This window comes from Simplicispira hankyongi, from assembly GCF_003570885.1.
Taxonomy (GTDB): domain Bacteria; phylum Pseudomonadota; class Gammaproteobacteria; order Burkholderiales; family Burkholderiaceae_C; genus Simplicispira; species Simplicispira hankyongi.
The window spans coordinates 942,376-961,828 of the sequence record NZ_QXJC01000003.1 but is presented as its reverse complement, the minus strand read 5'-3'; the positions used below and the strand labels follow the sequence as shown (position 1 = coordinate 961,828).

Below are 19,453 nucleotides of genomic sequence, written 5' to 3'. Positions count from 1 at the left end.
AGTGTGTCTGTCATCACGGTGCCAGCAGGTCGTGCGCCGCGCGTGCGCGCTGCAGGTCGCGGCCCAGGCGGCGACTGGTCGGCAGGTGGCGCAGCCAGGCGAGGCGCGCGACGCTAGCGGCCACCGCGGTCTGCATGTGCGGCTGGCCTTGTGCGAGCCATGCGCGCCATAGCGGCCGGGCGGTGGCCAGGGCATCCGCCTCGTGCAGCGCCAGCGCGCTGGAATGCGCAAAGCACAGCGCGTCGCGCGCCTGGCACAGCGCCAGCGGCAGCGTGCCGGCCGGGTCGTCTTCGAAATCGATGAAACCGACCTGCCCGTCCGCGCAGCGCACCAGGTTGCGGGCGAAGGCCTGGCTCAGGCAACTGCCCTTGGCGTGCACTTCGCCAATGGCGGCAAGGCCTTGTCGCCACAGCGCCAGCACCGCAGCGGCGCCGGCCGGTACGGCGTCGCGCATTTCGTTGGCCAGCGAGGGCGTGGGCTGGCCGGGCACGCCCAGGTGGCGCAGCAGCAGGGCGTCGCTCTGCACGGCGAGCAGTGCCGGCACGTGGATGCCGAGGACCGCAAATTCACGCAGGCGCCGTGCTTCGGTGGCGATGGCCTCCTGGCCGCCCAGATTGGGTACGGGGGTGAAGATTGGCAGTCGCAGCACACTGGCGAGTGCGCCCATGAGCTGGTAGCGGCTGCCAGCGTTGCGCGGGCCGGCCTTTTTGAGCCAGAGCTGCTCGCCGCCTTGTTGGTAGCTGGCAATGCTGCGCGTCTGGGTGGCGGCATGGGCGCGCAGGAAAGCGGGGTAATCCATCGGGGCGGTCACAAAGCGGATTCGTCGGGTGAAAGAAAGAGGGCCGGCGCTACACTGGGCGGCACGTCTGGCGCGGCCCTTTAGGAGCGGCCGCCGCCCATCATAGGACCGACCGACATGACCGAATCCACACCAGCATCCCCCCTCCAACCGGGGGCCGAGCCCGCTCCCGCGCTCTCGCCCGACGACCTGGAGGCGCTGGACGACATTCTCGACGAGCTGCGCGTGCGCCTCGACGAAACCCCGCAGTGGGAGTTCTGCGACGGTTTTCTGACTGCGCTGGTCTGCAGCCGCCGCGCCATCCCGCCGGGGGAATACCTGCCCATGCTGCTGGGCGATGGCGAGAGCCTCGATCTGCCCGAAGGCGAGGCGCTGCCGCTGCTGCCCATGTTTGCCGATCTGGACCAGCAGGCGCGCTTTCTGGCGCTCTGGCAGCGCCGCTGGGACGAGGTGACGCTGGCGCTCGACACCCCCGTGGAGGCACTGGACGACCCGCGCACGCTGGAGCCCGAGGTGATGGACGTGCGCGGCGCGCTGCTGGCCCTGCCCGAGGCCGAACGCCCAAGCATTGAAGACGGCGAAGTGCCTTCGTTTGCCCAGGTCTGGGCGCTGGGCTTCATGTTCGCCGTCGAAAACTGGCCGGAAGATTGGGCGCCACCCCGTGAGCGCGAGCATGCCCAGTGGCTGGACGACGCGCTCGACTCCATCGTCGCGCTGACCGAAGACGACACGGGCAAGCCGACCGTCAACATGTACGCGGAAGACGGCCTGCCCTCGCTCAGCGAAACCCGCGTGGAGCTGTTCGGTGAGGCCATCTGGGCGGTCTACGACCTGCGCCAGCTCTGGAAAAGCCTGGGCCCGCGCGTCGAGACGGTGCGCAAGGCGCCCGAGCCGGGCCGCAACGACCCCTGCTGGTGCGGCAGCGGCAAGAAGTTCAAGAAGTGCCACGGCGCGTGAGGGCGCTACTATATTAATAGCTGTTAACGCTTATGGAATAAGCGCTAGCAGCCTATTTCATCCAGATTTTTTGGTGCTGTCGAGCCATGCGCGCAACTGTGCCAGCGCGTGCTGCACCGTGGCGGCGCGCACCGCCGCCCGGCCGCCGCCAAAGCACTGCACCTCGCTGACGGTGCGCCCGGCAACGCTCCACGCGAACCACACGGTGCCCACGGGCTTGTCAGGCGTGCCGCCGCTGGGTCCGGCGACGCCGGTGACGGCCACGCTGACCTGCGCCTGCGAATGCGTGATGGCGCCCTCGGCCATGGCACGCACGACCGGCTCGCTCACAGCGCCGTGGGTGTCTATGAGCGCGGCAGGCACGCCCAGCAACTCGGTTTTGGCCGCGTTCGAATAGCTGACAAAGCCGCGCTCGAACCATTGGCTGGAGCCCGCCAAGTCGGTGCAGGCGGCGGCAATCAGCCCGCCGGTGCAGCTCTCGGCGGTGGCCAGCATCTCGCCGCGCGCCAGCAAGGCGGCAGAAATATAGGTCAAATCGGCCTCTAGCGCCGATGGAGATTGCGCCTGAAGCTCCTGATTCGGGAGCGATTCCGGGTTCACCAGAACCTCCAAAGCGCAATCACCAGCAGCGTGCAGAAGGCGGCGACAAAGTCGTCAAACAGGATGCCAAAAGCGCCGCGTGCGCCAAAACCCTTGAACTGCGCATCGGCCCAGCCCACGGGGCCGGGCTTGGCGGCGTCGAAATAGCGAAACAGGGCAAAGGCCACGGTCTGGCCCGTGAGCCCCATGGGCATGGCCAGCCAGAGAATCAGCCAGAAGGCCAGCACCTCGTCCCAGACGATGCAGCCGGGGTCGGCAATGCGCAGGTTGCGCGCGGCAACGGTGCAGGCCCACCAGCCCACCAGCGTGCCACCGGCAATCAAGAGACCCAGCTCGGCTGTCGTCAGCCAGCGCTGCAGCACCAGCCAGGCCAGCCAGGCCCAGAGCGTTCCCACCGTGCCCGGCGCCCAGGGCGAGAGGCCGGAGCCAAAACCCAGGGCGATGAAATGCGCCGGATGCGCCAGCAGGAAGCGTGCACTGGGGCGCTTCGGGCGGGGCGCGGCGTCGCCGGCATCGCGCACCAGGATGGCGTCGCTCACGTCGCTCACGTCGCTCACACCGCTGCGGCTGCCTGCATCGACATCGCCGGAGCCGCTCATGGGTGCACCCGCTGCAGCGCCCGTGCGCCGCCACGCAGGGCGCAAAGGCCCGGGGACGGAAGAGGAAAAGAAGGGGTCACGCAAAGCTCCTTGGGATGACGCCAGAGTGTGCCACCGCTGCTGGCAGCGGTGGCACCGGGGGGGCGTTGCCCGGGAGGTGTGTTGTGGGGCTCAGGGCTTCTGCGCCTGCGCCATCAGCGCGTCGTCGATCTCTGTCGCACGCCGATAGGCGGGGCGCTGCAGATGGGGCTCGGCGTAGCGGGCGAACGCCGGGCGCTTTTCGATGCTGCCGAACTGCATGCCCCAGCCCAGGAACGCCGCCATGAACAGATCGGCCGCGGTGAAGTGGTCCGCGCACAGGTAAGGACCTTGTGAGACAGCCGCTTCCAGCGTGTCCATCACATCCTCGTAGCGGCCGTAACCTGCCTGAATTGCCTTGTCCGGCGGGGCCAGCAGGCCCAGGGACTTGGCCGTGGTCGCCGCTTCCATCGGACCGCTGGCAAAGAACAGCCAGCGGTAGTAGGCGCCGCGCGCAGGGCTTGCCGGGGCCGGCGCCAGTTGCTTCTGCGGAAACTGGTCGGCCAGATAGGCGCAGATGGCCGCGACTTCGGTCACCACGGTGTCGCCGTGCCGCAGTGCGGGCACCTTGCCCATGGGGTTGATCTCCAGGTAGGCCGGCGCCTTCATTGTCGTGCCGTAGTCGAGCAGCACCGTCTCGTAGGCGGCGCCGCATTCTTCGAGCATCCAGCGTGCCACGCGGCCGCGCGACATGGGGTGGGTGTAGAGGGTGAAGGGATGGGCCATGGTGCTTCCTTGGGAGTTGAACGAAGGCGCCAGCGTAGGCTGCCGCCGTGTCAGAAACTGTCAGCAGTGGTGTGGGGTCGCGGCTTGCCCCGCCGTGTCAGTCCAGCGCGAGCGGGTAGCCCATCTGGTCGCGCCAGCGCCGCATGAGCGTGTGGCGGCGCGCCGGGTAGCGCAGGCCGGTTTCGGTCAGCGCCACCACGCGGTCGGCACGAAAGTGGCGGAAGTCCTGGCGCAGTTCGCACCACGCTGCGAGCATGCGTGACTCCTGGAAGAAGGCCATGGCAAAGGGCCACACGGTGCGCTGGCTGACGGTTTCGTGCGCATCGCGGTAGGCGATGTGCACCGACTGCTCGGTCCGGATGGCCCGGCGCAGCGTGGGCAGCCAGGGTTCAGGCGTAACCGGGCGCCCCGGCGGAACCAGCAGCCCGCTGGTGTCCACGGCCAGGCGCAAAGGCCCCGGCAAGGTGGCGCGGATGCGCTCCAGCGCCTGGCGCGCGGCCTGGGCCAGCGTGGGGTCGGCTTGCAGCGCCACCCAGCGCACACCCAGCACCAGGGCCTCGATCTCGTCCTCGCCAAACATCAGCGGCGGCAGCGTGAAGCCGGGCTGCAGCACATAGCCCATTCCGGCCGCGCCGTCGATCTGGGCGCCCTGTTCGCGCAGCGTCGCCACGTCGCGGTACAGGGTGCGTGGGCTCACGTGCAACTCGGCGGCCAGGGTGGTCGCGCTCACCGGGCGCCGGTGCCCGCGCAGGGCTTCGAGCAGTTGCAGCAGGCGGGCGGCGCGGCTCATGGCGATGGCATGGTGGCAGTCTGTGCCGGCTTCAGGCGAAGTGGTCGAAGGATGGGAAAGCCAAGCGGAGACCATGGCCCGCTGCATCCACCACGCGCAGGCCCGCTGCCGCCTCGATCTGGCCGATGCGCCGCACGGCCGTGTCGGCCTGCAGCGCCGCCGCGGCCACTGCCGCGCGCGCGGACGGCGGGGCGGTGAAGGCGAGTTCGTAGTCGTCGCCGCCCGCGAGCACGCATCGCCGCCAGAAATCTTGTTCAAATTGGCCTCCAGCGCTTGATTGATAAGCGCTAGAAGCTAGCAATTCCATAGCTTTCTCCACCTGGATACTCGCCCCCACGCCCGAGGCCTGCAACACATGGCCCACATCGCCCAGCAGGCCGTCGCTCAGGTCGATGGCGCTGGTGGCCAGGCCGCGCAGCGCCAGGCCCAGCGCCACGCGCGGCGTGGGGCGCTCCAGCCGCTGGCGCGCAGTGGCGAGAACGTCTGCGGGCAGCGCGATGCGGCCCTGCAAGGCTTCGAGCGCCAGGCGGGCGTCGCCGAGCGTGCCGCTCACGTACAGGTCGTCGCCCACCTGCGCGCCACTGCGCAGCAGGGCCTGGCCCGTGGGCACTTCGCCGAACACGGTGATGCAGATGTTGAGCGGGCCGCGCGTGGTGTCACCACCGACCAGTTCGCAGCCGTGCGCATCGGCCAAGGCCAAGAGGCCGCGCGCAAATGCGGCCAGCCAGGCGTCGTGGGCCTGCGGCAGGGCGAGGGCCAGCGTGAAGGCCAGCGGCTCGGCGCCGCAGGCCGCCAGGTCGGACAGGTTGACGGCCAGCGCCTTGTGGCCCAGCGCTTGCGGGTCTACATCGGCAAAGAAATGCCGCCCCTCGACCAGCATGTCCGACGAGACCGCCAGTTGCATGCCCGGGCGCGGCGCCAGCAGGGCGCAGTCGTCGCCCACGCCCAGGGACGCGCGGCGCACCGGGCGTTTGAAATACCTTGCAATCAGCTCGAATTCACCCATGGGCGTGCATTGTGGGGGCAAGGGCCGCCCCGACATGCAAATGCCGTGTGCACTCCGGGTGCTGGGGGCGCCCTCCTGGGGAGAAGGCGACTCAGGGGGGCGCCCCCCTGAACCGCTGCGCCGCCTGGCGGCTCACTTCGGCCAGCAATTGCTCTTCGCGCTGGCGCTCGCGCAGCCAGCGGGCGTCGTTCTGGCCGGCCGCCGCCTCGCTGCGCAGCAGGTGCAGGGCACCCGAGGCGCCATGCGCGGCAGCGTGCCCGGCAATCTGGTCGATGGTGCGCATGATGTGCTCGCGCAGCGGCATGTGGTCGCCGGTCGCCGGGTCCACATAAACCGCGTCCATGCCGAAGCGGCAGGCCTGGAAGCGGTTGTAGGTATAGACCAGGTAGTCGTCCTCCGTGGGCATGAAGGGCTGGTCGGCCAGGAACCAGGCGCCAAGCGACTGCACGAAGCCGGCCAGCGCGGCGGCGCGCTCAATCGTCAGCGGCGTGTCGAAGACGCGGATTTCAATCGTGCCGAATTCGGGCTTGGGACGGATGTCCCAGTAGAAATCCTTCATGCTCTTGACGACGCCGGTGCGCGTCATCTTGTTGAAATAGGCCTCGAAGTCGGCCCAGGTCAGCGCCATGGGCGCGCGGCCGGAGAGTGGGAAGGCAAACACCGAGTTGAGCCGCGCCGAGTCGAACGCCGTGTCTTGCCCTTGTACGTAGGGGCTGGACGCCGAGAGCGCAATGAAGTGCGGAATGAAACGCGACATGCGGTGCAGCATCAGCAGGGCCGAATCGGCGTCTGGGCAGCCAATGTGCACATGCTGGCCAAAAATGGTGAACTGCTTGGACAGGTAGCCGTAGAGCTGCGAGAGTTCCTGAAAGCGCGGCTTGTCGTAAATGCGCCGCTCGTGCCAGAGCTGAAAAGGGTGCGTGCCGCCGCCGACCACGGCGATGTTGAGTTTGTCGGCGCATTTGACCAATGCATCGCGGATCTGCGAGAGCTGCCCCAGCACCTCGCTGCTCGAATGGCAGATGCCGGTCGAGATCTCGATCATGCTGTTCGTCATCTCGGGCACCACCGTGCCCGGTAGCGGGTGGCGCTGCATCAGGCGCAGCATGTCGTCGGCGTAGGGCGCCAGATCGTAATCGTGCGTGTTGACGAGCTGCAGTTCCAGCTCGACGCCCAGGGTGAGCGGTTCGGAATGGGTGAAGGCTTCAAGACTCATGCGGGTCTCCGGTGCTCACACGCGTGGTCAGCGCCCAGGGTTTGGAACTCTCGCCGGCCTGGTAAATCGCGAGCGTGCAGATCACGGCGCCCACCACTTCCATCAGCAAGATCGCCGGCAGGGCGATCTGGGCAATCATCGGCCCGGTTTCGGGCGACTTCAGCACGAACTGCGAGGCGATGAGCAGGGCGATGGAGGACATCGGCGTCATCGCGCTCGCCACCCACAGGGCTTGCTGCCAGCTCGCCCCACTGCCCACGTTGCCCAGGGCCACGCCCACCACCTTGGCCACGAGCCGGGCGGCAATCAGCGCCAGCACCAGTCCGGCGACGCGCCCGCTCCAGTCGGCCTGCGCCGCGACGGTGGAGACAAGCACGAACATCAGCATGGTCAGCAGCGCCGAGGCGTTGCCCAGATGGCGCGGCCAGGCCCACGGGCGTGGGTTGAGCTGCTTGAGCAGCATGGCCCCGAGCAGTGCGGCCAGCGGCGCCGAGCCGCCCAGGTGAGCCGCCACGGCGGTGGCTGCCGCCACCAGCGTCAACAGCAGCAGCGAGGTGTTTTCGCTCGTCGGGCTCATGAAGCGCAAGGCCGTGCGCAAGGTCAGCGCCAGCACCGCCGCCACCACAATCGAGACACCCAGCACGACCATCACCGGATAGATCGTGTCGGTGAGCACAACGGCCGGCCGATTGATCAGCTCCGCGCCGGCGCTGCCCAGCGTGAGCGCGTACAAGGTGGAGAGGGTGGCCAGCACGATGGCGCGTTCGGTCACCGGGCCGGCGGCGCGGGTGTCGGCCACCACGCGCGTCAGCACCGAGGGCGATGCGGCCAGGGCGACGAGCGCCAGGGGGCTGGCCACGCGCTCTTCCAGCCCCAGCCACACGAGCAGCCAATGCACGGCGAAATAAGTCAGTGCCGATTCGGCAAAGCTCTGCACCAGCACCATGGGGTTGTGGCGAAACCAGCGCAGCGGAATGCGCCCGCCGGCCTCGAACAGCACCACGGCTAGGCCCAGTTCCAGCAGGAACAGGCTGCTGCCCTGCAGCGGCCAGGGAGCGCCACTGAACCCGGCAAGACCGGCGACGGTGCCAACGACGGTGTAGCCGACCACCTTGGGCAAGCCGATGTGGCGCTGCAGCAAGTGGCCCGCGATGGCTGCCACGGCCAGCAGCAGAGACCACTGCACGGTCGGAATTCCCGCTGAGGGGCGCAGCCACTGGGCCCAGAAGCTCAGGATTTCATTCATCAATAGGTTCCTTCGATCTGCCGGCATGGCCTGCAGACTTGTTTCCCAGGAGCCGGCCTGGGCGCCAGTTGAATATACAAGGCGCTTGGCGGGCCGCTGTGTCGGCGCGTGCCGCGCCCTTAGATCGCAAACACGTTCTTACGTGCTGCGCCCGATCGGCAGTTCTGCAGCGGCGTCGGCGGTGCCGGCCTGGTCGCCAGTGTGGCGGGACGTTTGGGCCGCCGCAGCGCGGGGGTGCCCGCCCTGGCTGGGTGAAGCCCCATTCTCATCGACCTTGTCGCCCGACCAGCGCAGCGCACGCGCCGCAATGGGTGGCCCTAAGGTTTCCAGCAATGCCACGGCGGCGAGGACCACCGAGCCTACCAGCGCGCCCTTTTCCGGGAACAGGGTGAGCGTGGTGTTCACCAGGCCAATCGCGAGCCCCGCCATGGGCAGCAGCAAGAGGCCGGTGCTGCCTGCCTGGCGCGCGCTTGCGCCCAGCAGCAGCGCCGAGCCGCCCACGCCCAGCCATTTGGCGGCGGCGCGTGCGCCGACAAATACCAGCACGGCCGGCCAATGGTCGACGATGGCGGCGACATGCAGGTTGGCGCCGGCGTAGACGAACAGCACGATGAAGAACAGTTCGAACGATGACCCGAACTCGATATTGGCGATCAGCTTGGCGCGCTCCATGCTGCGCACCACCATGCCCAGCACCAGCGGCGCGAACAGCGCAGAGAGCTTGAGCACCAGCGCGGCGCCCACGGTCATCATCACGGCGCCGATGACCAGCGCCAGCTGGTACTGCTCGGCCACCTTGGTCTTGCGCGCCGCCAGATGCAGCAGGCCCCCCATGGCAAGCCCCAGCGCGCCCGAGCCCAGCACCTGGTACAGCGGGGCGCCGACCATCACGGCAAAGGGTGCATTGGCTTCGCCGTAGAGCGCCGGCAAGACTGCCGCAAAGGCGATAAAAGCAATCACGTTGTTCAGTGCCACCAACAGCATGGCACGCTCGGTTACCGGGCCTGAGGCCCGCATCTCATGGGCGACGTGAATGAGCACCGCGGGCGATGAGGAAATCGCGATGGTTGCGATCACGGCCGCCGCCAGCCCCGTGACGCCGACCTGCGCCAACCCGTAGAACACGGCCGCAAAAGTCAGTGCGCTCTCGGCCAGCGATACCAGCACCACCTGGCGATCCTGGGCGAAGCGCTTTGTATCGATCGACAATCCCAGGCGGTAAAGGATCAGCGCCAGTGCGACGTCCACCACGATGCGCGATTGCTCCAGACCTGCCTCGCTGATCACGCCCAGCACATTCGGGCCGGCGACAAAACCCACCACCATGAAGCCGGTGATGCTCGGCAACCAGCGCCAGCGGTGCGCGACATAGCCGCCCAATGCGCCACAAAACAGCAGAAAACCAAAGAAAAAAAGCGTATTGGCCGAGAGCGGCCAGTGGGGCAGGAACTCCATGCGTCAGTGCAGCACGCGCAATGCGCCGCCCTGGGCTACATCCAGCACGAAGCGCGGGATGGGAATGTCGAATGGGTCGCCTTCCTCGGTCACGAAGCGGTAGCTGCCCTCCATGCTGCCAGTCTCGCTGCGCAAATGGCATCCGCTGGTGTACTGGAAATGCTCCCCCGGCCGCAGCAGCGGCTGCTGGCCGACCACGCCGAGGCCGCGCACGTCGTCCTGCGGACCCTCGGCGTCCTGGATGACCCAGTGGCGCGCGATGAGCTGCGCTGGGGCAGTGCCCGTGTTGGTGATGGTGATGGTGTAGCTGAAGGCAAACACATGGCGCTCGGGCGCGGACTGCTCGGCCAGGAAGGCCGTTTGCACGTCGATGTCAAAAGGAAGCTGCTGCATGGGGCGCATGGTAACTGCGACAATCGCTCGCATGAGCCGCACCTTCCGCATTGCCCCTTCGATTCTTTCAGCCGACTTTGCCCGCTTGGGCGAAGAAGTCAAGAGCGTCATCGCTGCCGGCGCCGACTGGATTCATTTCGACGTGATGGACAACCACTACGTCCCCAATCTCACGTTTGGCCCGATGGTCTGCCAGGCGCTCAAGCCCCACGCCAAGACCGCCGACGGAACGCCCGTGCCGGTTGATGTGCACCTGATGGTCCAGCCGGTCGATGCGCTGGCGGCAGCCTTTGCCGAGGCGGGAGCCGACAGCATCAGCTTTCATCCCGACGCGGTGCACCATGTGCACCGCAGCATCCAGGCGATTCGCGCCAGCGGGGCCAAGCCGGGCCTGGTTTTCAACCCGGCAGAGCCGCTCGATGTGCTTGACTGGGTGATCGACGACATCGACGTGATTCTCATCATGAGCGTCAACCCCGGCTTTGGCGGCCAGAGCTTCATCGATTCGGCGCTGCGCAAGATCGAAGACGTGCGCCGCCGCATCGATGCATGCGGCAAGGACATCCGGCTGGAAGTGGACGGCGGCATCAAGGAAAACAACATTCGCCGCGTGGCCGACGCCGGCGCCGATACCTTCGTCGCAGGCAGCGCCATTTTCGGCAAAAGCGACTACAAAGGCGTGATCGACGCGATGCGCGCACGACTGGCACAGGGCTGACCAGTCAGCTGTGGGGGTGGTCAGCCCTGTGCAGGGGCTGCCAGGGCCTGGCCGGGGCAGGTATTGTCGGCATCTTCTCTGACAGACGTGCTGTTTGGGCAGACCTAGCATGGACTTTGCATCAAAGGGCTTGGCATGTGGGGTGTGTTTACGCCGAGCCGCAAAAGGCGAAGTTCCATGACAAACCGCTCCCATCCTTCCTTTTCTCCGCCCCGTACGCCTGGAAGCTCCGTTGTGGTGGAGCATGACAGCCTCCGACGCTATGTCTGTGCGTGTGATCGGGCCAATGGCGCCTGGCACAGAGTGTGTTGCACGGCGGAAGCACTGGATGCTTTTCTCAGTGGCCGCTCCGTCAGCATGGTCGCCGTGGCAAGCGGCCTGCTCGCTCTTAGCGTGTACTGGTAAACAGCAACTTTGACCTTTCCCGTGGCGCTGCGCAACTTCACAGCCAGGCGCGCGAACAGCAGCGGCGGCTTCCAAGGTTTTCTGAATCCACAAATGGGCGAGTTGGAGCCGCCCATTCGTTCGGAAATTTTCGGTGTTGCCCGCCTGGAGCAGCATGGGATAAGTTTGGCGCAAGCGCATTTCGACAGCGGCAGTGCGCTGTCACCGGCGCGCCCCTTTTATCCGCGACTTCAGCAGAACCTGCGGGTATTGCGCCAGTCGCACGCCTACATCGCCGAGCAGGAGCGCACGGGCCACCATGTGAGCCCTGCGGGCGAATGGCTGCTCGACAATTTTCAGATGCTCATGGCGCAGACCGATGAGATCGGCTTGCACTTGCCCAGACGCTACTACGCGAGCCTGCCCGTTCTCAGGGGTGAGCACCTGGCCGGCATGCCCCGCATCTATGGCGTAGCGTGGGCATTTGTGGCGCACACAGACAGCGCCATCGACAGCGATCTGCTGGTCAGCTTTCTGAACGCCTACCAGACGGTGAGCGAACTGACGTTTGGTGAAATCTGGGCGCTTGCGCCTACGCTGCGCGTGCTGCTGGTGGAAAACCTGCGCCGCCTGGCGGAACGGGTGGCGACGGCCATGGCGGCGCGGCAGGCCGCGGATCGGTGGTGCGATGCGCTGCTGGAATCCGGCGCGCCCCGTCCTGAAGCGCTGGAGCAGCGGTTCGATGCCATGGCGCGACGTGGTGTGGGCCGACCCTTTGCACTGCAGGTACATGAAAGGCTGAACACCGACAGCCTTGATTTCGCCACGCCACGGTTGACCCTGCCAGGCGCTGCACTCGATCCGGTGCGCGCAAGCCTGTCCAGGCTGTTGCCCGATCCTTCCTCTGCCCAGGTCGAACAGCATGTGGAAAAGGCCGCCGACAATCTGAGCATGCGCAACGCCATTCTGGCGCTGCATACCCTGGAGGATGCCGACTGGCGAGAAGTGGTGAACCACACCAGCGTGCTGGTGCGTACCCTGCAGGCATCGTCCACGTTCCTGGCGGAGCGCGAAGACACGCAAGACGTCAGCTTGTTTGCCATCCAGCGTCTCGCCCGGCGCAGCCCGCACAGCGAATCCTTCATTGCCAGCCAGTTGCTGGCGCTGATGCCCCCGGAAGGCGTGGCGGGTGCTGGCGCAAAGGGGGCGGCAAGTGCCAGCCAGGCGCCAGGCGAGAGGGACGAAGACCCTGGCGACGCGTTGGCAGCGCCTGGGTACTGGTTGCGCGGACCGGGCCGCAAGGCGCTGTACACGGTCTTGGGCATGCGCACGCAGCGTCTCTGGGCCGCTCGGCAATTGTTGCGACGCAGCATCCTGCCCGCCTATGTGGCCGTGCTCTTGGTGGGAAGTGTGGCCGCGGCGGCGTGGTTGTTGTTGGGGCAGGATTTTTCGTGGCGCTCCACTCCTGGCGCTGTACTGTGGGGCCTGGGCCTGCTGGCCATTTTTCCTGCGGGGGAGGCCGTCCTTGCCGTGGTGCATCGCCTGCTCAGCGAGTCCCTGCCGCCCAGGCGTCTTGCGCGGTACGCATTGTTGTCGGGCATTCCGCCCGAGCACCGCGTGCTCGTGGTGGTGCCGGCGATGCTGACATCGTTCAAGACCGTGCACGAGCTGGCGCTGCAACTGGAACAGCATTACCTTGCCAACAGCGAGGCCTGCGCCCAGTTTGCCCTATTGAGCGACTACGCCGATGCCGATGCCGCCATGCAGCCAGGGGATGCCGCGCTGTTGGCGCAGGCGCAATCGGAGCTTGAGGCGCTGGAGGCGCGGTACCGCCAAATGGACCTGAAGGGCGCGCCGCGCCGTTTTCTGTTGCTGCACCGTGAGCGCAGCTGGGCGCCGACCGAACGCCGCTGGATTGGCTGGGAGCGCAAACGTGGCAAGCTTGAACGCCTGGTTCAGCTGCTTGCAGAAGGTGGCGAATCGCCTTTCGTGGACCTGGGGCCGTTGTCGCAACCAGTGGCTGCCACGCCGTATATCGTGACGCTCGATAGCGACACCGGCCTGCCACCTGGAACCCTGCGGGCCTTGGTGGGCGTGGCTGCGCACCCGCTCAACCACCCACAGGTGGATGGCCAACTGCGGCGGGTCGTTTCGGGGTTTGGCATTTTGCAGCCCCGCCTGACCACCCCCTTGCCTGAACCTGCCACTGCGACGCCGTTCCATTGGCTGTTTTCGGGCCGCTGTGGTATCGACCCCTACAGCGCCGCCACGTCCGAGATCTACCAGGACCTGTTTTCCGAAGGAAGCTTTGTTGGCAAAGGCCTGCTGAACGTGCGTGCCATGCATGCGGTGTTGGGCCAGAGGCTGCCAGAGGGCCAGATTCTCAGCCACGACCTGCTTGAAGGCTCAATCGCGCGCTGCGCCACGGTGAGCGACATCACGCTGATGGAAGACGCGCCGCTGCACGCCGACGTGGCGGCCGCCCGTATTCACCGTTGGACGCGCGGGGACTGGCAGTTGCTGCCGCTCATGCTTCAGTGGCGCCGCTATGCCCTGCTCGGAATTGCCCGCTGGAAACTCATCGACAACCTGCGCCGCTCGCTGGTGGCGCCGGCGTCGGTGGCCTTGCTGGTGCTGGCGCTGGCGGGTGCGCCCCTCTCTCCCTGGGCCACGCTGGCGTGGGTGCTGCTGGCTTTCGGCGCTGGTCCGCTGATCGGTGCGCTGGCTGGCTTGGCCCCTGCTCGCGACAATGTGGCCATTGAATATTTCTACCGGCAAGCCGCAAAAGAGGTGTTGCGCGCCTTTGGCAGCACGCTGTGGAATCTTGTCACGTTGCTGCAGCAGGCCATGCTGTTGCTCCACGCGGCAGCGAGCGCGCTGTGGCGCAGTTTTGTCAGCCACCGAGGCCTGCTGCAATGGACCACGGCGGCGAGCGCGCAGGCAGCTGCCCAGACCCGCTTGACAGGTCTCGTCGTCGCGCACGCCCCCGTTACCCTGGCGTCGGCGCTGATATGGCTGCTGCTGTGGCGGCAGAACACCGCATGGCCGGTGTTCAGTGCGCTGCTCTGTGCCACCTGGGCGGCAACGCCTGTCTGGATCTGGCTGGCCAGCCGCGCCTGGGGCGTCCAGTTCAGGCCGCAGGCTACCCCGCGGGAAAATGCCTATCTGACGGGGATCGCCCGCGACACCTGGGGGTTCTTTGTTCGCCATGTCGGAGAGCCAACGCACCACCTGCCGCCCGATAATGTGCAGACCGTGCCCAGCACCATGGTGGCCGAGAGAACCTCACCCACCAACATTGGTCTGTATCTGGTGGCGGTGGCCTGCGCGCGCTCCTTTGGCTGGATTGATACCGCGCAGATGCTGGCACGCTGTGAGGCCACGCTGGCCACGCTCGACACGCTCCCGCGCTACCAGGGGCATTTCTTCAATTGGTACGACACCCGCACGCTGGACGTGCTCACACCGAGCTACGTGTCGACAGTCGACAGCGGCAACCTGTGTGGCCATCTGCTGGCGCTTTCCGGTGCTTGCGAGGCACTGTGGGTGCATTCGGAGGAAGACGTCCCCGCGCCGCTCGCCGACCGGCTGCAAGCCGTGTCTGCGCGTTGCCGCCAAATGGCGGTGCAGGCGCAGTTTGGGTTTCTGTACCACCCGGGCAAGCGCTTGTTCCACATTGGCTACCGGGTGGCGGACGCAGCGCTCGACAACAGCTTTTACGACCTGCTGGCGTCGGAAGCACGGCTCGCCAGTCTGTGGGCCATCGCCAAGGGCGATGTGCCGGCGGAGCACTGGGGGGCGCTGGGGCGGCCGTACTATGGCGTGGGCAAGCATGCGGCCTTGCGCTCCTGGTCGGGCTCCATGTTCGAGTACCTGATGCCGGCCCTGTTGCTCGATGAGCCGGTGGGCAGTGCGCTCAATACCGCGGCATGGTCGGCGATTTACGAACAACAGCGTTATGCGCAGCGATGTGACGTGCCGTGGGGCATTTCGGAATGCGCGTATGCCGCAGGCGACCACACGTTGGCCTACCAATACGCCCCTCAGGGGGTGCCGCGACTGGCGCTGCGTCGCACGCCTGCCGACGATCTCGTGGTGGCCCCGTATGCAACCGGTTTGGCGGTGATGTTTGACGCGCCCGCCGCCGTGGCCAATTTTCACCGGCTCGAAGCCTTGTACGCCCGCGCTGACGTGGGCTTTATTGAGGCGCTCGACTACAGCCCGGAGCGCCAGAGCGCTACCAGCCGTTTCCAGCCCGTGTCCACTTTCATGGCGCACCACCAGGGCATGACGCTGGTGGGTTTGGCCAATGTGTTGCTCGATTCGGCCCCGCGCCGCTGGACCATGGCAGACCCGCGTCTGCGCGCCGTCTCGGGCCTGTTGCAGGAAGCCATCCCGCGCGAGATTCCGCGCCTCGTCGAGCCGCTGATGCAGCCGCGCCGTGCGCTGCGCGCCACGGCGCGGGTCTCGCCATCGCGGGCCGTGGTGCCTGGAGCCACGGCCATCGAACCCACCTTGTTGCTGTCCAACGGCAAGTACAGCGTGTCCCTGCGCGCCAATGGCGCCGGGTGGAGCCGCTATGGCAGCGCCGATATCTCACGCTGGCGAGAAGATGCCTTGCGCGATGCCTATGGCCACTTTGTCTACCTGCGCCGCGTGGGGGGCACTCAGCAGGGTGAATCGCCCCTGGTGTCGATCACGCAGCATCCGGCGGCGGATCTGCGAGCGGCCTACCGTGCCACCCTGCATGGCGACCATGCCAGTCTGCATGCCGAATGGGCGGATCTGCGCAGCTGCTGCACCGTCCGGGTCAGCCCGGAAGACGATGTGGAGCTGCGGCGCATCGAGCTGTGGAATTTGACGTCGGCGCCCATCGAGCTGGAGCTGTTCTCGGCGTTCGAGGTGTCGCTGATGGAAGCCCGCGCCGACGAGGCGCATCCGGCGTTCGCCAACCTGTTCGTGAAAGCCGAGTGGGTGAACGCCGATCAGGCGCTGTACTTTGACCGGCACCCCCATACCAGCGACGAGCAGCCCTTGTATGCGGTGCATTTTCTCGCGCACAGCGAGGGCGAGCCGCTGGCGCTTCGGGTGCAGACCGACCGCGCAGCGTGGCTCGGTCGCAACCGTGACGCTGCCGCTCCACTGGCACAGTGCGATGCGCCTCCTGCCGGGAAGACCACCTTGCCAACGGGCCTGGATCCCGTGGCGGTTCTGTCGCTGCGCCTCGTGGTGCCAGCGCAGTCGCACAGACAGTTCACGCTGGCTACGGCCGCAGCCAACCACCGCGATGCGCTTGAGACGCTCGTCGACCGGTACCGCCAGCCAGCCGTGGTGGAGCGCGCTGTGCTGATGTCTGCCACTTTGGCCGCAGTGCGCATGCGCGATATGGGCATCGTGCGCGAAGACCGCGCGGCTATTCAGACGCTTTCCACCCTGATCGCCATGCTGCACGCCCGGCCCGGCCCGCGGGCCCTGCCCACCGGTGGAAAGTATCTGGGCGACCGGCGCACGCTGTGGCGCTTCGGCATCTCGGGCGATCGCCCCATGCTGTTGGTGGAAATCAGCGCAGGGCACGGGGTGCGGCTGGTGCGCTCGATGGTGCAGGCGCTGCGGCTGTGGTCCTGGGGGGGGCTGCCATGTGACCTGGTGGTGGTCAACGCTGAACCACCGTCCTACCAGATGCCGCTGCAGCTCGCCCTTCAGGAACTGCAGGAAGTCCACAAGGCGCAGAGCACGGATGTGGACCCGGCGCGGGCCTGCGGGATGCACCTGTTGCGCCTGCCCGAACTCTCCGACCAAGAACTCACGACGCTGCGCATGCTGGCGCGGGTACGCTTGTCGGCCGACGGGCGGCCGCTGCCGCAGCAAGTGCACGACCTGGCGCAGTGGCACGACGCTGCGCTGGATGCACGCATCGACCAGAACCCTGCGTCGCCGAATCCGCCACTCGCCGGCAACCCAGGCGGTGCGCCGACAGGCGAATTCGACGCGCAGAGCGGAGCGTTCCGCTTTGACATCACAGCGCAACAGCAGCTCTCGCGCCCGTGGATCAATGTGCTGGCCAACCCGGATTTCGGCACGCAGGTGTCGGAAGCCGGCGCCGGCTACAGCTGGGCCGGCAACAGCCAGCAGCACAAGCTCACGGTCTGGTCCAACGATCCCGTCTCCGACCCCGGCGGCGAGACCTTCTGGCTGCAGAACGTGCGCACCAAGGCGCTGTTTGGCGTGGGCAAAGGGTTCGAAGGCGTGCGCAAGATCGAGCACGGCCAGGGGCTCACCGTGATTGAGCAGCGCCATGGCGATCTGGCGGTGCGCACGAGCTGGTGCGTGGACCCGCAGCGCCCGTTCAAACAAGTGCGCCTGGCCATCACCAACCTCGGGAGTGAGACGCTGCGCCTGCGTGCTGTCGGTCTGATCGAGTGGGTGATGGGCAGCCAGCGCCTGGACCGCCAGAGCGTTGCCACCGCGTGCGATGGCGGCGAGATGGCTGCTGCGCCCAGCGCACCGGTGCCGGTGCTGCTTGCCATCCAGCGCGACGCCCAATCGGGCTACGGTGGCAGCACGGCGTTCTTTGCCGTTTGCACGCCGCAGGCGCAGCCTGCGCCTATCGACTGGACCTGCGACCGGCGCGAGTTTTTTGACGCGCGCGGCCACCGTGTCGTGCCCGATCACCTGGCCGAGCAGGCAGGTCTGGGGCTGGACCCTTGTGCTGCGCTGTCGTGCCCGCTGGAGGTGCCGGCCGGATCTGGCCGGGATTGCGTCTTTCTGCTGGGCCATGGTGCAAGCCACGAGGAGGCGCTTGCGCTCGCTCGGGTGTGTCTGGATGAAAGCGCGGCGCAAGACGCCTCGCGCCGGGAAACGGCGGCGCATGCGCAGTGGGCGCAACTGCTGGCGCCCGTGCAGGTGCAAACGCCCGACCCCTTGTTCGATGCGCTGGTCAACCACTGGCTGCTGTACCAGGCGGTGGGTTGCCGCATGTGGGGGCGTGCGGGGTTTTACCAGGCGGGCGGCGCTTTCGGTTTTCGCGACCAACTTCAGGACGCCATGGCCCTGGCCATCGTCGCGCCGGACTTGCTGCGCCAGCAGCTCCTGCTGTCGGCCTCGCGCCAGTTCGAGGAAGGCGACGTGCAGCACTGGTGGCACCCGCCCACGGGCGCCGGGGTGCGCACCCACTGCTCCGACGATCTGCTGTGGCTGCCCGAAGCCGTGGCGCGCTACGTTCAAGTGACGGGCGATGTGGCCGTGCTTGACGAAGCGGTGGCATTTCTGGACGGGCCGGCCATACCCGAAGGCGGGCACGACGCCTACTTCGTGCCGACCGTGAGCAGCGCGTCGGCCAGCCTCTATGAGCACTGCGCCCGGGCCTTGGACAGCAGCCTCAAGGTCGGCGTGCACGGCCTTCCCCTGATCGGCTCCGGCGACTGGAACGACGGCATGAACCTTGTCGGCGACAAGGGGCGCGGCGAATCGGTCTGGCTGGCCTGGTTCCTGTGCGCCGTGACCGATGCGTTCCTGCCCCTGGCCGAGGCACGCGCCGACCATGAACGCGTTGACCGCTGGCGCCAGGCCGCGCAAGGCTGGCGCACGGCGTTGGCCGGACCGGCCTGGGACGGCGCGTGGTTCAAACGCGCCTTCTTCGACGACGGCACGCCGCTGGGCACGCGCGACGCGGCCGAGTGCCGCATCGACCTGATTGCACAGGTCTGGAGCGTGCTGTCCGGGGCGGCAACGCCCGAGCGCCAACACCTGGCCATGGCTGCGGTCGCTGAGCTGTTGGTAGACGAGAACGCTGGCCTCAACCGCCTGCTCACGCCGCCGCTGCAGCACATGGAGCCAAGCGCCGGCTACATCCAGGCCTATCCGCCCGGTGTGCGGGAGAACGGCGGCCAGTATTCGCACGCCGGCGTCTGGAAGCTGATGGCCCAGGCGCGGCTGGGCGATGGCGATGGCGCTTACCGCACCTTCACCCAGCTGAGCCCGGCGCACCGCAACGCCGATCCAGAGCAAAAGGCGGCCTACGCGCTCGAACCCTATGCCATGGCGGGCGATGTCTACACCGAGGCGCCGTATGTGGGGCGCGGCGGGTGGAGCTGGTACACCGGGTCAGCGGCCTGGATGCACCGTGCGGCGGTCGAATCCATTCTGGGCCTTGAAGTGCAGGCAGAGCGCGTGCGCCTGCGGCCCTGCCTTCCTGGCCATTGGCCGCAGATTCACCTCCAATTGGTCCGCGGCGGCGCCACGCACCACTTCACGGTGTGCTTCGAAGATGTGCACGGTGCGCTCTCTGAAGCCCGACAGAAGGGCGTGCAGATGCTGGGGGTAGGGGAGTGGGCTGTGTTGCCGACTGGTGACGAAGGTGGCCGCTACTTGGTGGTCGTCTCGCGCAATGCGGCACCGAAACAGGTTGCCTCGGTGCCTACGGTGTAGGGCATGTACCGGGGCAGGTGGTATCGGCATCTGCCCGTGGTCTTGCGCGCAGGGCAATG

Annotated in this window: 13 protein-coding genes; 3 read left to right on the top strand and 10 right to left on the bottom strand. The window is 67.2% G+C overall.

The window, feature by feature from the left end; all coding sequences use genetic code 11:
• Positions 1-13: 13 nt before the first annotated feature.
• Positions 14-811, bottom strand: a complete 798-nt coding sequence (locus D3F03_RS11125) for a BUD32 family EKC/KEOPS complex subunit (RefSeq protein ID WP_245960575.1) — start codon at positions 809-811, stop codon at positions 14-16.
• Positions 812-916: 105 nt separating this feature from the next.
• Here D3F03_RS11125 and D3F03_RS11120 point away from each other — a divergent pair, with 105 nt between their 5' ends.
• On the top strand, positions 917-1,756 hold the full coding sequence (locus tag D3F03_RS11120) for a UPF0149 family protein (protein WP_119109401.1): 840 nt from the start codon (positions 917-919) through the stop codon (positions 1,754-1,756).
• Between the two features lie 57 nt (positions 1,757-1,813).
• Here the strand turns inward: D3F03_RS11120 and D3F03_RS11115 are convergent, their stop codons facing one another.
• The 9 genes from D3F03_RS11115 to apaG all read right to left on the bottom strand — a co-directional run bounded on the left by D3F03_RS11115 (position 1,814) and on the right by apaG (position 9,865).
• A complete protein-coding gene (locus D3F03_RS11115) occupies positions 1,814-2,251 on the bottom strand; it encodes a CinA family protein (protein ID WP_245960592.1) in 438 nt (145 codons plus the stop codon).
• Between the two features lie 101 nt (positions 2,252-2,352).
• Complete coding sequence (locus D3F03_RS11110; RefSeq protein WP_119109520.1) at positions 2,353-2,955, bottom strand: phosphatidylglycerophosphatase A family protein; 603 nt, start codon at positions 2,953-2,955, stop codon at positions 2,353-2,355.
• A 171-nt stretch (positions 2,956-3,126) separates the two neighbouring features.
• Positions 3,127-3,759: a glutathione S-transferase family protein gene (locus D3F03_RS11105; protein WP_119109400.1), complete on the bottom strand. Its 633-nt coding sequence runs from the start codon at positions 3,757-3,759 to the stop codon at positions 3,127-3,129.
• A 97-nt stretch (positions 3,760-3,856) separates the two neighbouring features.
• On the bottom strand, positions 3,857-4,549 hold the full coding sequence (locus tag D3F03_RS11100; protein WP_119109399.1) for a helix-turn-helix transcriptional regulator: 693 nt from the start codon (positions 4,547-4,549) through the stop codon (positions 3,857-3,859).
• Positions 4,550-4,580: 31 nt separating this feature from the next.
• Positions 4,581-5,555, bottom strand: a complete 975-nt coding sequence (gene thiL / locus D3F03_RS11095; RefSeq protein WP_119109398.1) for a thiamine-phosphate kinase — start codon at positions 5,553-5,555, stop codon at positions 4,581-4,583.
• Positions 5,556-5,646: 91 nt separating this feature from the next.
• Positions 5,647-6,771 carry a YbdK family carboxylate-amine ligase gene (locus D3F03_RS11090; RefSeq protein WP_119109397.1) on the bottom strand — a complete coding sequence of 375 codons (1,125 nt, stop codon included), beginning with the start codon at positions 6,769-6,771 and terminating at the stop codon, positions 5,647-5,649.
• The gene (locus tag D3F03_RS11085) at positions 6,761-8,017 is read right to left on the bottom strand and encodes a cation:proton antiporter domain-containing protein (protein WP_119109396.1); all 1,257 of its coding nucleotides are present in this window, start codon (positions 8,015-8,017) and stop codon (positions 6,761-6,763) included. Before D3F03_RS11085 ends, D3F03_RS11090 begins: the two co-directional genes overlap by 11 nt.
• Positions 8,018-8,155: 138 nt before the next feature.
• On the bottom strand, positions 8,156-9,472 hold the full coding sequence (locus D3F03_RS11080) for a cation:proton antiporter (RefSeq protein ID WP_119109395.1): 1,317 nt from the start codon (positions 9,470-9,472) through the stop codon (positions 8,156-8,158).
• A 3-nt stretch (positions 9,473-9,475) separates the two neighbouring features.
• A complete protein-coding gene (gene apaG, locus D3F03_RS11075; RefSeq protein ID WP_119109518.1) occupies positions 9,476-9,865 on the bottom strand; it encodes a Co2+/Mg2+ efflux protein ApaG in 390 nt (129 codons plus the stop codon).
• 31 nt (positions 9,866-9,896) lie between these two features.
• On the opposite strand from apaG, the gene rpe reads away from it, so the two are divergent.
• The gene (rpe, locus tag D3F03_RS11070; RefSeq protein ID WP_119109394.1) at positions 9,897-10,583 is read left to right on the top strand and encodes a ribulose-phosphate 3-epimerase; all 687 of its coding nucleotides are present in this window, start codon (positions 9,897-9,899) and stop codon (positions 10,581-10,583) included.
• A gap of 414 nt (positions 10,584-10,997) precedes the next feature.
• Positions 10,998-19,394, top strand: coding sequence for a glycoside hydrolase family 94 protein (locus tag D3F03_RS11065; RefSeq protein WP_119109393.1), 8,397 nt, complete (start codon positions 10,998-11,000; stop codon positions 19,392-19,394).
• The last annotated feature ends 59 nt before the right edge of the window (positions 19,395-19,453 follow it).

What these genes read in the sequence shown, in the direction of transcription:
- D3F03_RS11120 (WP_119109401.1), top strand. Translation starts at nt 917, where the DNA reads ATGACCGAATCCACACCAGCATCCCCCCTCCAACCGGGGGCCGAGCCC.
- D3F03_RS11115 (WP_245960592.1), bottom strand. Translation starts at nt 2,251, where the DNA reads ATGCTGGCCACCGCCGAGAGCTGCACCGGCGGGCTGATTGCCGCCGCC.
- D3F03_RS11110 (WP_119109520.1), bottom strand. Translation starts at nt 2,955, where the DNA reads ATGAGCGGCTCCGGCGATGTCGATGCAGGCAGCCGCAGCGGTGTGAGC.
- D3F03_RS11105 (WP_119109400.1), bottom strand. Translation starts at nt 3,759, where the DNA reads ATGGCCCATCCCTTCACCCTCTACACCCACCCCATGTCGCGCGGCCGC.
- D3F03_RS11100 (WP_119109399.1), bottom strand. Translation starts at nt 4,549, where the DNA reads ATGAGCCGCGCCGCCCGCCTGCTGCAACTGCTCGAAGCCCTGCGCGGG.
- thiL (WP_119109398.1), bottom strand. Translation starts at nt 5,555, where the DNA reads ATGGGTGAATTCGAGCTGATTGCAAGGTATTTCAAACGCCCGGTGCGC.
- D3F03_RS11090 (WP_119109397.1), bottom strand. Translation starts at nt 6,771, where the DNA reads ATGAGTCTTGAAGCCTTCACCCATTCCGAACCGCTCACCCTGGGCGTC.
- D3F03_RS11085 (WP_119109396.1), bottom strand. Translation starts at nt 8,017, where the DNA reads ATGAATGAAATCCTGAGCTTCTGGGCCCAGTGGCTGCGCCCCTCAGCG.
- D3F03_RS11080 (WP_119109395.1), bottom strand. Translation starts at nt 9,472, where the DNA reads ATGGAGTTCCTGCCCCACTGGCCGCTCTCGGCCAATACGCTTTTTTTC.
- apaG (WP_119109518.1), bottom strand. Translation starts at nt 9,865, where the DNA reads ATGCAGCAGCTTCCTTTTGACATCGACGTGCAAACGGCCTTCCTGGCC.
- rpe (WP_119109394.1), top strand. Translation starts at nt 9,897, where the DNA reads ATGAGCCGCACCTTCCGCATTGCCCCTTCGATTCTTTCAGCCGACTTT.